This is a genomic window from Gordonia terrae (genome assembly GCF_051789125.1).
Classification (GTDB): Bacteria; Actinomycetota; Actinomycetes; order Mycobacteriales; family Mycobacteriaceae; genus Gordonia; species Gordonia terrae_A.
The window spans coordinates 143,814-156,651 of the sequence record NZ_CP196526.1; the positions used below are offsets into that span (position 1 = coordinate 143,814).

General features: G+C 69.6%; 11 protein-coding genes. 8 read left to right on the top strand and 3 right to left on the bottom strand.

Going from position 1 to position 12,838, the window contains the following annotated elements:
• The first annotated feature begins 136 nt into the window (after positions 1–136).
• Positions 137–1,486, top strand: a complete 1,350-nt coding sequence (locus ACSUZC_RS00665; protein WP_439031033.1) for an aminotransferase class I/II-fold pyridoxal phosphate-dependent enzyme — start codon at positions 137–139, stop codon at positions 1,484–1,486.
• A gap of 33 nt (positions 1,487–1,519) precedes the next feature.
• Here the strand turns inward: ACSUZC_RS00665 and ACSUZC_RS00670 are convergent, their stop codons facing one another.
• The 3 genes from ACSUZC_RS00670 to ACSUZC_RS00680 are packed head-to-tail and all read right to left on the bottom strand — an operon-like array spanning position 1,520 to position 4,702.
• The gene (locus ACSUZC_RS00670; protein WP_439031034.1) at positions 1,520–2,533 is read right to left on the bottom strand and encodes an LLM class flavin-dependent oxidoreductase; all 1,014 of its coding nucleotides are present in this window, start codon (positions 2,531–2,533) and stop codon (positions 1,520–1,522) included.
• A gap of 10 nt (positions 2,534–2,543) precedes the next feature.
• The gene (locus ACSUZC_RS00675; RefSeq protein ID WP_439031035.1) at positions 2,544–3,845 is read right to left on the bottom strand and encodes an NtaA/DmoA family FMN-dependent monooxygenase; all 1,302 of its coding nucleotides are present in this window, start codon (positions 3,843–3,845) and stop codon (positions 2,544–2,546) included.
• Positions 3,842–4,702 (bottom strand): sulfurtransferase, encoded by an 861-nt coding sequence (locus tag ACSUZC_RS00680; RefSeq protein ID WP_439031036.1) that lies wholly within the window; start codon positions 4,700–4,702, stop codon positions 3,842–3,844. Before ACSUZC_RS00680 ends, ACSUZC_RS00675 begins: the two co-directional genes overlap by 4 nt.
• 182 nt (positions 4,703–4,884) lie before the next feature.
• Here ACSUZC_RS00680 and ACSUZC_RS00685 point away from each other — a divergent pair, with 182 nt between their 5' ends.
• Genes ACSUZC_RS00685 through ACSUZC_RS00715 form a run of 7 tightly spaced genes read left to right on the top strand, consistent with a single transcriptional unit; the run spans position 4,885 to position 12,838 of the window.
• Entirely contained in the window at positions 4,885–5,787 is a 903-nt protein-coding gene (locus tag ACSUZC_RS00685) for a sulfurtransferase (protein ID WP_439031037.1), read from the top strand.
• Positions 5,784–6,845, top strand: coding sequence for an ABC transporter permease (locus ACSUZC_RS00690; protein ID WP_439031038.1), 1,062 nt, complete (start codon positions 5,784–5,786; stop codon positions 6,843–6,845). Before ACSUZC_RS00685 ends, ACSUZC_RS00690 begins: the two co-directional genes overlap by 4 nt.
• Entirely contained in the window at positions 6,842–7,696 is an 855-nt protein-coding gene (locus ACSUZC_RS00695; protein WP_388061904.1) for an ABC transporter permease, read from the top strand. The genes ACSUZC_RS00690 and ACSUZC_RS00695 overlap by 4 nt, the downstream gene beginning before the upstream one ends.
• Entirely contained in the window at positions 7,693–9,363 is a 1,671-nt protein-coding gene (locus tag ACSUZC_RS00700; RefSeq protein WP_388061902.1) for an ATP-binding cassette domain-containing protein, read from the top strand. The genes ACSUZC_RS00695 and ACSUZC_RS00700 overlap by 4 nt, the downstream gene beginning before the upstream one ends.
• Positions 9,356–11,101 (top strand): ABC transporter substrate-binding protein, encoded by a 1,746-nt coding sequence (locus ACSUZC_RS00705; RefSeq protein ID WP_439031039.1) that lies wholly within the window; start codon positions 9,356–9,358, stop codon positions 11,099–11,101. Before ACSUZC_RS00700 ends, ACSUZC_RS00705 begins: the two co-directional genes overlap by 8 nt.
• A 58-nt stretch (positions 11,102–11,159) precedes the next feature.
• Positions 11,160–12,152 (top strand): AfsA-related hotdog domain-containing protein, encoded by a 993-nt coding sequence (locus ACSUZC_RS00710; protein WP_055477064.1) that lies wholly within the window; start codon positions 11,160–11,162, stop codon positions 12,150–12,152.
• Positions 12,149–12,838: an HAD family hydrolase gene (locus ACSUZC_RS00715; RefSeq protein ID WP_439031040.1), complete on the top strand. Its 690-nt coding sequence runs from the start codon at positions 12,149–12,151 to the stop codon at positions 12,836–12,838. Before ACSUZC_RS00710 ends, ACSUZC_RS00715 begins: the two co-directional genes overlap by 4 nt.

Here is a 12,838-nt window from a genome sequence, read left to right on the forward strand (position 1 = left end):
CAAGTTCGGATGAAGTCAACAGCGGCACCAGGGCCGAGGTATTCCCGTTCGGTATGTTCTCGTCTCGATGCAACCAAACTCTCGACCGATGATCACATAACGGGCATACTGTCCCCGTGATCTCCCCGGTGAACCGATGACGGTAACGGACGGCACGGATCTGCTGGTGTCCTCACTGTCGGCGAACGGCTCTCGGACGTCCGACCAGGTTCGTGACGTCACCGCACGCCTGATCCGGGACGGCAAGCTGGCCGTCGGCACCCGCCTCCCGACCATCCGTGAACTGACGCATCGCTCGGGGCTGAGTACACGGTCGATCGTCTCGGCCTGGGGTGAACTGCGACGGGAGGGCCTGATCGAGACGAATCGCCGAGGTGGCACGGTGGTCGTGAACTCCGCCGCGGCCACCCCGTCCTGGGCCGACCGTGACCTGCTCACTGGCAGCCCCGACTACACGCTGCAGCCCGATCTCGCGCGTGCGCTGTCGGCCGGACTCCGATCCGATCACCTCAATCATCCTGGGCGCGAGTACATCACGAGCCGGCTTCACGACGCGGTGGTGGGGGATTGGCCCTTCGAGGCGGCGTCCTTCGTCGCCGCGGGTGGCGGGTCGGAGGGTCTGCTGCTGGCCGTGGAGGCGGCGGCACCCGCCGGCTCGGTGGTCGCCGTCGAGGAGCCGGTGATGCCGGGCTTCCTCGACACCCTCGCCGAGGTCGGGTACCGCGTGGTCGGCATCGCCTCGGACGAGTCCGGCGCCCGCCCGGACTCCTTCGCCGCCGCGCTGGACGCCGAACCCGCCGCGATCGTGCTGCAACCCGAGGGCGGCTATTCGGCGGGTGGGACGCTCACCCCGGGCCGTCGGTCGGAACTGGTCGCGCTGGTGGCCGACGCCGACCGCACGCCGTGGATCGTGGAGGACGATGCCGTGGGTCCGCTTGCCGGCGCCCAGGCGCCGTCACTCGGTGAACATCTCCCCGACCGGACCGTCCGTGTCCGCAGCTACTGCAAGGCCTACGGCATGGACATCAAGACCTGTGTCATCGGCGGCAGCGATGAACTCATCAACCGGGCGATCCGGCTCCGCGTCCACGGCATCGCGGCCAACAGCCGCATCCTGCAGAACGCTCTCGCGCATCTGGTCGCCGACCCCGAGACCGACACCGTCATCGAGACCGCGCGCACGCGCTACCGGAATCGTCGCGAGGCGCTGCGCACCGAGTTGACCGCACGCGGGGTACGCGCCCGCTCGGGTCCCAACAGCCTGGTGCTGTGGGCGGAGGTGCGCGACGAGACCGGTGCTCTGATCGAGTTGGCGCGCCGCGGGATACACGTCGGTTCGGGAGCGCGATCCTTCGTCGACCCGCTGGGTCACGGCCTGCTGCGGATCGCGGTGCCGCAACTGCCCGACGATCCGGACGCGATCGCGGAGCTCGCGGATGCCGTCGCGGCCGTCGCGGGCGCCGTGCACCGCGAATTCCTCGACTGAGGGTTCCGCGAACCTTCTGTCGGCGAAGCGATCTCAGATGTGCTGGGCGCGCAGGACCGACAACGCCGGGACGATCTGCTCGGCGATCCGCGCCATGCACTCCCCATACCGGGCGTGGTCGAGCGCGAGCGGGACATGGAACAGCCAGTCCGTGGATCTCGTGACGAGGGGACTGTCGCGGACCGCGTCGACCACGGTGCCGGCGTCTCCGCAGTGGATGGCGAGATCGTCGCGGTAGGTCGCCGCATCACGATCGTCGAGCTTGTCGGAGTAGTAGGCCGGACTCGTGGCGATGTCGAGGTCGAAGATCTCCCGTGCATCGGTGTCGGACTTCCCCGGGACGACGGCGATCGTGCCACCGACACGCGGCGACGGGTGTCCCGGGCCGTCGGGGCGGAACGCGTCGAGGTAGGCCTCGATCAACTCGTCGGCGCCGCCGCGGCCGGCGGCTTCGGAAGCGGTGTGCGCCAACAGGCCGTCGCCGGCTCGTGCGGCGTGCCGCGCGGTCTCCGGGTTGCCGGTGGACTGCCACACCCGCGCACGCAGCGACCGGGGGTCCGGATGCACGGGCACCCCGGGCGCCACCCGGCCGGTCTCGAGAAGACGATGCAGAGCCTCCCGCCGCGAGGTGTAGAGCGCCTCCCGATCAGCCTGTACGAGACCGAATCCGGCATACGTCGTCGCCGACAGGCCGAAGCCGAGCCCCTTGCCGATGCCGAGTTCGAGCCGGCCGTCGCTCAGCTCGTCCGTGACCGCCGCGTCCTCGACGAGCCGCACCGGGTTCTCGAAGGGGAGCGCGACGATGCCACTGCCCACCCGGATCCGGTCGGTGTGCTGGGCCACCGCGGCGAGCAGGGGGAACGGCGTCGGAAGTGCCGCCGAGTGCGCCCCGAAATGGCGTGTGGCGAACCAGATCGTGTGGAATCCGAGGCGCTCGGCCTCGACGGCGAGGTCGATGGCCGACCGGTACACCGAGGCGGTCGGCGGTCCGGTGCGCACCTGGACGAACAGCGAGGAACGGGGCGCGGCGATCGTCGTGGTGGTCACGGGTGGGTGCTCACAGGCCGTAGTGTCCTCGGAGAGTCGTGGTCGCGTACTCGGTGCGGAAGAGCCCGCGCCGCTGCAGTATCGGTACCACCGTGTCGACGAACAGTTCCAGTCCGGACGGCAATTCGTCCATCATGACGTTGAACCCGTCGCAGGCACCGGAGCGGAACCAGGTCTCGATGTGATCGGCCACCTGCTTCGGTGTCCCGACCACCGTCACGTGGACGCCGCCGGCGGCGAGGAGGCGGGCGGCGCCGCGGGTGTCGAGACCACGGCGCCGGACGAATTCCAGGAAGACCGCCCGCTGGCCTCGTGACCCGGGAACCTCGGCCTCGGCAGGGATCTTGTCCCACGGGATCGGCGCGTCGAGATCGAGGTCATCGGCGTGCATGTCCAGACGGGCGGCCAGATTCGCGATCTGCACGTGGTCCGGGATCAGATCGGTGAGTTCGCGCTCCCGTCGGCGCGCACCCTCCTCGGTGTCGGCCAGCACGATGATCAGACCGGGCAGCAGCTTGACTGTGTCGGGGTCGCGGCCGGCGCCGGCGGCCAGTCGCCGGATCTCCCCGCGCCGACGCTGCGCCGACTCGAGATCGGTGTGCGCGGAGTAGATCGCGTCCGCGGTGCGGGCACCCAGTTCGACGCCATGGGTGGACGCACCGGCCTGGATCACCACCGGCCGGCCGTCGCTCAGCGGTGGTGCCTTGAACGGCCCCTCGACCCGGAAGTGCGCGCCCTTGTGGTCGATCGGGTGGATCCGCGCGGGATCGAGATACCGGCCGGAGCCCCGATCGGCGACCAGTGCACCCGGTTCCCATGAGTCCCACAGGGCGGTGACGACCTCGAGGAACTCCGCGGCCCGCTCGTACCGCTGCTGCTTGGGCAGGGCCGCGTCGAGCGAGTGGTTCCGGGCGGCCGCATCCCCGCCGGTCACGACGACGTTCCAGCCGGTGCGCCCGTGGGAGACCGCGTCGAGTGAGGCGAACTGGCGGGCCAGGTTGTACGGGTCGCTGTACGACGTCGTCGCGGTGACGACGAGTCCGATCCGTTCGGTGCGTGCCGCGAGGACCGCCTGCGCGATGAACGGGTCGAGCAGACGGCTGGGGGAATTCCAGTCCTTGGCCTGCAGGTCGGGAGAGTCGGCCAGGAAGACCGCGTCCAGCAGGCCGCGTTCGGCCACCCGTGCGACGTCGACGTAGTGCTCGATGGTGACGAAGTGCTCGCCGTCGGGTGCGGCCCGTCGCCACGGACTGCCGATGGTGCCCCCCGGAATCAGGTTGGCGTTGAGGATGACATGGCGGCCCGTGCTCATGCGATCCCTCCGACCGGGACCGAGGTCGGGGCCCCGGCGAGCGCCCCACGGATCACGAGGCGCGCCGGATCGGCGGACCACTGGGAGAACGAGCCCGGATAGAGCGCAGCCCGGACACCCAGGGACTCGAGGACCAGGACCTGCAGGGCGGCGGCGACGCCACTGCCGCAGTAGGAGGCGGATTCGATCCCGCGATCGGTGACCCCGAACGTGCGGTAGCGCGCCTCCAGGTCGGCATGGTCGCGGAGTCGGCCGTGGGCGTCGAGGTCGTCGAAGACGGGGGCGGCGACGGCACCCGGGATGTGGCCGTGTCCGAGGTGGTCGGCCTCGGGGCGGGCGTCGAGGACGACGCCGGTGCGTACCAACCGTGCCACGTCGTCGGTGTCCACCACCGGCATCGAACCACCGGTGACCTCGATGTCGCCGTCGCCGTCCGGTTCCTCACCGATCGCGATCGGACCCCGGGCAGCGATCCAGGCACGGAGGCCGCCGTCGAGCACACGGACGTCGGACAGTCCGGCCCACCGCAGCACCCACCAGGCGCGTGCTGCCGCAGCGGATCTCGAGTCGTCGTAGACGACGACGGTGCTGTCGTCGGACAGCCCCCACCGGCGCAGGCATTCCGTCAACGCCGCGGGCTCGGGCAACGGCCGCGCGCCGGACGCCGGCGTGACCTCCCCGGCGAGGTCCGCGTCGATGTCGACGAAGTGCGCCCGCGGGAGATGGCCGCGCAAGTAGTTCTCGCGGTCCGCGCGGCCGCCGGCATCGACACGGACGTCGAGCAGTACGAGCCCGGGCGGGCGTCGGCGTACCAGTTCAGAGGCGGAACACACGAGATCGTCGCGGCGGTCGGGCATCGGCGGCTGTCCTTCGCATCGGGGGCGGGAGTCGGTGAAGCGGCTGCAGGAAAGTTATGTGATCAGCGCGACGTGAGAACATACTTCAACCCTTCGTGATTTTTGTATTCACCGGGGACCGCCCGACTGCTTATGTTTCAACTGCCCGACTTCCCGGGCCCCGAACGGAGGAAGGAGGTCCTGTGACCAACGCTGTGAACACCGTCGATCCGAGCGCTGTCGCCTCGGAGTCGCCCGACCCGGAGGCCTCCGCCTTCGTCGGCGTCGACTGGCTCGCGCGACGTCTGTCGGACCCGGACGTCGTCGTCATCGAGGTCACCGACGATCCAGAACATGTCGACGGCCCGGGGGTCATCCCCGGCGCGCGTTCCGTGTTCTGGAAGCGCCTCCTGTGGCACGAGACCAGCCGTCGGTTCGCCGACCCCGCGGACCTCGCGGAGCGGCTGCGAGTGCTGGGTGCGGGCGAGGACCGGATCGTGGTCTTCGCAGGGCGCCCAGCGCAATTCGCGGCCTACGCAATCTGGGTGGCGCGCGTCGTCGGCGTCGGCGGTGAGCTGCGCTACCTCGACGGGGGCCTTCCCGCGTGGGAACTCGGACACGGGTCACCGACGGGCACCTCCCCGACCGTCGAGCGGCGAACGCCCGCGTCGGCGCTCCCGCTGGTGACGCCGTTGTCGTCCGCGGTGATCGACCGGGACGGGGTACGGCGGGCGATCGACTCCGAGTCCGTGATCGTCGACCTGCGCACTCCCGAGGAGTACGCGGGCGAGCGGGTCGCGCCGGACACCGAGCCGATCGATCACGGGGCGCAGCGGCACGGTCACATCCCCGGTGCACGTCCGTTGCACGTGAACGAACTGCTCGACCCCGCCGGCCGGGTGCTGCCCGCCGACGCACTACGCCGCCGGATCGCCGGCCTCGACGCCGCCGACGCCACGGAACTCGTGTTCTACTGCCGACTCTCGCATCGTGCCGCGCTCGGGTGGCTGGTGGTGACCGACATCCTCTCCGATCCCCGTGTGCGTGTGTACGACGGATCGTGGACCGAGTGGGGGAGCATCGTGGGCACCCCTATCGAGCGATGACCGCCACCCGGGGCCTCTCCGATGCCGACACCGCGGCGGGCAGGCTCGTCACCGACACGCCCACCCTTACGGCCCCGACCGGCTCGGCCGGCGCCGCAACGGTGCCGATCACTGCACCGGGACGACGCTCGGCCCCACGGCGGGTGCTCGCGATCGCAGTGTCCGCGCTCGTAACCATTTGGGCCGCGGCCACTCTCGCCTTCCTCGCCATTCACCTCGCGCCCGGTGATCCGGTCACCGCGGTGATGGGCGAATCGAGCAACCCCGACCTCCGGGCTCAGGTCGAGCAGGAATGGGGTCTCGACCGACCCCTGGCTGTGCAGTACCTCGATTACCTCGGCGACGTGCTGCACGGCGACCTCGGCTACTCCTACGTCCGCGGCGAGGCCGTCACCGACGTCCTGTTCGGCGAACAGCTCGCGGCGACCGCACAGCTCGCCGGCCTCGCCCTCCTGTTCGTCGTGCTCATCGCCCCGACACTCGCAGTGCTGACCGCGGGTCGGCGAAACTGGTTCTCGCGCACGGTCAGCGGCGTGGAGCTCGCCGTCGCGTCGGCACCGGCGTTCTGGGTCGGCCTCATCCTCATCTGGGTGTTCGCATTCACCCTGCGCGTACTGCCGGTCACCTCGGGCACCGAACTCCAGCGCCTGATCCTGCCCGCGCTGACCCTGGCACTCCCCATCGCGGCCGTGCTGTCGCAGGTCATGCGGGGCGGCGTGGAACGCGCGCTGGAGCAACCGTTCGCGGTGACGGCCCGCGCTCGCGGGATCTCCGCGACCCGTCTGCGCCTGACCCATGGACTGCGGCACTCGCTGCTGCCTGCCGCCACCTTGGCGGGTTGGGCCGTCAGCGGACTCCTGACCGGCACCGTCGTCGTCGAGGAGGTGTTCGGGCGTACCGGACTCGGCACCGTCACCGTCGAGGCGGTCACCTACTCCGACCTCCCGGTCGTCCTCGGCGTCGCCCTGCTGACCGCGGTGATCTATCTGACGGTCACCATCCTCATCGACCTCACCTACGTGTTGATCGACCCCCGCCTGAAGGAGGGTGTCCGATGACGAGTCTGTCGCTGTCGCAACGACGGTGGCCCGCGCTGACCCTGCCGGGCACGGCCGGGACGTGGGCGGCCGGAGGCTTTCTCGTCGCGCTGGCCCTCGCGGTTGCCGTCCCCTCGGTGTTCGCGGCGGGCGACCCCCTGCACACGGATCTGGCGATCTCTCACCAGGCTCCGTCGCTCACCCACCCGTTCGGCACCGATCAACTCGGCCGCGACGTCTGGACCCGTGTGGTCCACGGCGCGCGACTCTCGCTCTTCATCGGTGTCGCCGCGACGCTGCTCGCCGTGGCCATCGGCGTGCCCGCCGGATTGGTCGCCGGTCTCGGCAACCGCGTCGTCGACACCGTGCTCTCCCGGTTCTTCGACCTGCTCGGCGCCTTCCCGGAGATCCTGCTGGCCTTGGTCCTGATCACGCTGACCGGGTCGGGGACAGCGAACCTGATCGTCGCCATCGGGATCGCCTCGGCACCGCGCTATGCACGCGTGATGCGCGCCGAGACCTCGCTCGTCCACCGTTCGGCCTTTGTCGCCCAGGCCGGTCTCCTCACCCCATCTCGGTGGCGAATCGTACTGCGGCACACGCTGCCCAACGCGATCGGCACACTGCCCGTCCTCGTCACCCTGGGACTCGGTACCTCGATCCTGGGCGCGGCGGCGCTGAGCTTCCTCGGCTTCGGACCCCAGCCCCCGACGCCGGAGTGGGGAGCACTGCTGGCCGAGGCTCGTGATGATCTCCGGATCGCGTGGTGGTCGGTGCTGTTCCCCGGTGTGGCCGTCACCGCGACCGTCATCGCGACGACGGTGCTCGGCCGCGCGGCACAGCGCCGGTTCGAGCGGAGGGTCGCGCGATGACGCTCACCGTGGCCCGCCCCGAGGCCCACGAGGGTGTCGTCACCGACGCGCTCGTCCGGGTCACCAACCTGCGCATCGCATTCGGTTCCGGACCCGAGGTGGTGACCGGGGTGGATCTCGAGATCCACCGCGGTGAGGTCCTCGCCATCGTCGGTGAGTCCGGTTCCGGGAAGTCGGTCACCACACGGAGTCTCGTCGGTCTGGCCGGCGACACGGCACACGTCCGCGCCGACCGCTTCGAGATCCTCGGCGAGGACGTGTCCGGTCATGGCGAAAAGGATTGGCGACGCCTGCGCGGCGCGGGTGTCGGCCTCATCCTGCAGGACGCGCTGACCGCGCTGGACCCTTTGCGGACCATCGGGCGTGAGGTCGCCGAGGGTCTGACCGGCGGTCCCAGGGTGTCCCGGCGCGAACGCGCGGCCCGCGTCGACGATCTCCTCCGGTCGGTCGGTCTCGACGACCCGGAGGTCAGGCGCAGGCAGCGGTCCTTCCAGCTGTCGGGCGGGCAGCGCCAGCGTGCGCTGATCGCCGCCGCCCTCGCCGGCGACCCCGACCTCGTGATCGCCGACGAGCCCACCACCGCGCTCGACGTGACCGTCCAGGCACAGGTCCTCGACCTGATCGTGGCGCAGGCGCGGGCGGGTCGCGCAGTGATCCTCGTCAGCCACGATCTCGCCGTGGTGTCGGCGGTCGCCGATCGGGTGCTCGTCATGCGTGAGGGGCGCATCGTCGAATCGGGACCCGTCCGCCAGGTCATCGACGATCCGCGTGATCGATACACACGAGCCCTGATCGATGCGGTGCCGCGGGGTTCGGCGAGACCGCCGGTCGTGGCCGACGATCGCACCCCGGTGGTGTCCGCGGCCGGGCTCACCAAGTCCTACCGCGTCCTCGGACGGCCGGTGACGGCGGTCGGGGATGTCTCGTTCGACGTCCGGTCCGGGGAGGTCCTCGGCATCGTCGGCGAGTCCGGGTCCGGGAAGTCGACCATCGCGTCGATGCTCACCGGTCTCACCCGTCCGGACGCCGGAGAACTCCGATTCCTCGGTGCGCCGCACCCCGCAGCGGCTCATGTCGGCCAGATCGGTCTGGTGGCACAGGATTCGGTGGCGTCATTCGATCCGCGGTACCTGGTCGGCGAGGTCATCGCCGAGGCGCTCGGCGCCGCCGGCCTCCCGTCCGGGCGGTCCGGCTCCGCATCCCGTGCCGCCGAGGTCCGAAGGCTGCTCGACGCGGTTCACCTGCCCGCGGACGTGGCCGGACGCCATCCGCGCGAGCTGTCCGGCGGGCAACGCCAGCGGGTCAACATCGCCCGCGCGGTGGGTGCCCGGCCACGACTGATCGTGTGCGACGAACCGGTCTCGGCACTGGACATCTCGGTTCAGGCGCAGATCCTCGACCTCCTGCGGGAACTGGCCGAGACCGGCGACCTGGCCCTGGTCTTCATCTCCCACGACCTCGCCGTCGTGCGGCAGCTGTGTCACAGCCTGCTCGTGCTGCACCGCGGCCGCGTCGTCGAGCAAGGGCCTGCCCGCGACGTGTTCGCGTCACCGTCCTCCCCCCACACCCGAGCACTTCTCGACGCCATCCCCACCCTGCGGTCGGCCGCCGACCGCACCGACCCGGCCGATCCGGCCCCTGCCCGAAAGAGTTCCGACCGTGCGTAGCAGACAGACACGAAATACCCTCACACACAACAGACTCCGCCGCGTCATCGTCACCTTTGCGACGGTCGTCGGCCTGCTGGTGGTCGGCGCTTGCGCGGCCGACCCCGAACCCGGCAGTGGCGGCGGGGCGCCGTCGGGCGAGCCCGCACCGGGCGGCACCTTCACCATCGCCCTAGACAAGTACCCCGAACGCGGCCTGAATCCGCACTACGGATCGGCGTTCGACGCCTCGCAGGTGCTGCGCAACACCTACGACAGCCTCATCTCCGAGGATGCCGACGAGAACTTCCACCCCTGGCTGGCGTCGTCGTGGACGATCTCCCCGGACGGACGAACCTACGAGTTCCGCCTCCGCGACGGAGTCACCTTCTCCAACGGCGAGAAGCTCGACGCCGCAGCCGTCAAGGCGAATCTCGACGCCCTGCGCGACCCGAACTATCCGTCGTGGACGACCAACGGTCTCCTCCAGTACTCGAGCGTGTCCGACGTCGTGGTCGTCGATCCCGCCACGGTGCGACTCACCCTCTCCCAGCCGCGGGCCGACCTGCTGTCCACCCTGGCCGGGCTGAGCGGCGCGATCGTCGCGCCGAGCACTCTGCGCGGTGACAAGGCCACGCTGACCAGCGGAGCGGACATGATCGGCTCGGGGCCGTTCATCCTGAACCGGGTCGTACAGGGCCAGGAGATCCACTTCCGGAAGAACCCCGCCTACCAATGGGGTCCGGCGACCGCGCGTCACACGGGACCGGCTCACGTCGACGACGTCGTGGTCAAGTACGTCCCGGAGGCCTCGACGCGCGCCGGCCTGCTGCGCAGCGGTGAGGTCGACGCGATCGGGACGGTGAAGGCCACCGACATCCCGCTGTTCGAGGACGTGTCCGGCTTCCAGTACGCCCAGACCGGTTCCGCCGCATCGACGACCGTCATCATGCTCAACGTCACCGACGGTGCGACCCGGGACGTGCGGGTGCGGCGGGCGATCAGTCGTGGCGTCGACCTCGAGGCGCTCGTCGAGTCGGTCACGAAGGGTAGTCAGGAGCGTGCGTGGAGCCTGATCTCCCCGGACAGCAAGTACTTCGACGCCAAGTACGACGACGCGGCACCGGCCGATCTGCCCCTCGCCAAGAAGCTGCTCGACGAAGCCGGATGGCGGACCTCGGGCCAGGACGGGGGCATCCGCAGCAACGACGCCGGGCAGCGGCTGACGATCCGGCTCGTCGCGACGACGCCGACCTATCCGCAGGACGATGTCCTCAAGGCGTGGCAAGCCGAACTCCGCCAGAACCTGGGCGTGGACGTCGAACTCAAGTACGTCGAGAACGCCCAGGTCTATGACCTCCTTGCGCAGAACGACTATCAGGCGTTCCCCCGGCAGGTCGGCGGTCTCGACCTGTCGCTGCAGTTGAACCGGGCCTTCGGCTCCACCAAACCCGATCTGACCTATGGCCAGATCGACGGGATCACCCTCGGTTCCATCGTCGGCGGCTCCAAGCTCGCCGATCCGCAGGTCGACCGCTGGCTGCTCGATGCCACCCGGGCGACCGATCAGAACACGCGAAAGGAGTTGTTCGACAGAGTCACCGGATACATCCTCGACAACGCCGTCGCGATCCCGCTCTACACGGATCGCAACAGCGTCGCCGCGACGTCCGAGGTCCACGGGCTCACCTCACTGTTCGATCCACCCCGCAACTCGGTGAACGGCTGGGCGTACGACATCGCCGTCCGCACCGGCTAGCAGATCCACCACGAGTACGACGTCCGAAATCAGCAGTCCGACAACAGAAAGGCACGACGTGTCCATCACACTCGAAGAACTGTCGTTCGACCGCAACATCCCGCGCGGCATCGTCCATCGCGAATCCATCGCCGAGGTCTTCCTGACCGACGCCCAACAGACACCGGACGGGGCGACCTTCGCAGCGCAACTACCGCGCAACCACTCGTACTTCAGCGATCACCGAGGCACCGCGACCACCTACGACCCGCTCCTGCTGATCGAGGTGTTCCGCCAGGTGGCGATCTACTACGCCCACACCTTCGTGGGGGCCGACCGATCCGAGAAGTTCATCTTCGGGGCCGCCGACTTCGAGATCCTCGACGAGGAGACCCTCCGGATCGGTGCCTGCCCCGGACACTGCGTGATCGAAGCGCACGTGGTCCACGAGAAGCTGCGTGAAGGCCAGATCATCGGTCTCACACTGGAGATGGTCGCCTCCATCGAGGGACGGGTCGCCGCCCGCGAGGCGATGACCTACCAGTGGATGCCGTCGGCGGCGTGGAAGAAGATCCGCAAACGCGGACGTGAGAGCCTGGGCCTCCCGCCGGAGCACACCATCCCGCCGGTGAGTCACGTCGCGCGGATGCGCCCGAACTCGGTCGGTCGCCACAACCCGCGCAACGCGATCCTCGCCAATCCCGAACTGGCCGGCCCACAACTCAACGCCCTCACCATCATCGACACCAACCACCCGTCGTTGTTCGATCATGCGCTGGACCACGTGCCCGGCATGCTGCAGTTCGAGGCCGCCCGCCAGGTCGCGATGGCAGCGGCCAACGCAACGCTCGGCCTGGACACCAGCCGCATGGTGATGCATCGGTTGCGCATCGAGTTCACGAAGTTCGGCGAGTTCGAACGCGACACCGTCGCACGGTCCACCGTGGAAGCCGACGACGACGGTCGCGGTGCGCTCGCCGACATCGAACTGACCCAGGACAGCGACGTGATCGCCACCGGCTGGGTGCATCTCAAACTCCTCCCGGTCGACGTCTGGACGATGGTCCAGTGACCGCAGCATCGAGAAACACGGAGACGGCCGGCCGTCGGGGACCGTTCGTGTGGTTCGACTTCGGCGGGGTCCTCTCGCCGGCGCTCGACGACCTGTTCGGTCTCTACGAGCAGAACACCGGCATCCCGTCGGACGCGTTGAAGCGTGCGATCGGGGTCGTGGGGCAGGAATACGGGCTACCCCCGCTGGCGCCCATCGAGTTGGCGCTGCTCGACGAACGCGACTGGGTCGCCCGGTTGCATCGGGCGTTACGGGCCGAGGACCCGGACCTCGACCTGTCCCGCAGCGAACCCGACTTCGGCAGACAGTGGTTCACCGGGCACGTCGTCAACGAGCCGGTGCGCGATCTCGCGATCGAACTCGCCGGCGAGGGTCTGCGAGTCGGGATCCTCAGCAACAACGTCGTCGAGTGGGAGGCGTACTGGCGGCCGATGGTCGGGCTCGACGATGTGGTCACCGACCTCGTCGACTCCTGCAAGGTCGGTGTCCGCAAACCGGATCCGGAGATCTTCGATCTCGCTGCCCGCCGCAACGACGTCGACCCCGCCGACTGCATCCTCCTCGACGACCTCGAGGAGAACTGTGCGGCCGCACGGGAAGCCGGCTGGACCGCGATCCGCTTCGTGGACGCGGCCCAGGCTGTCCGGGACGTCCGAGCGGCGGTCGCGGCACGCCTGGTGGCGTGA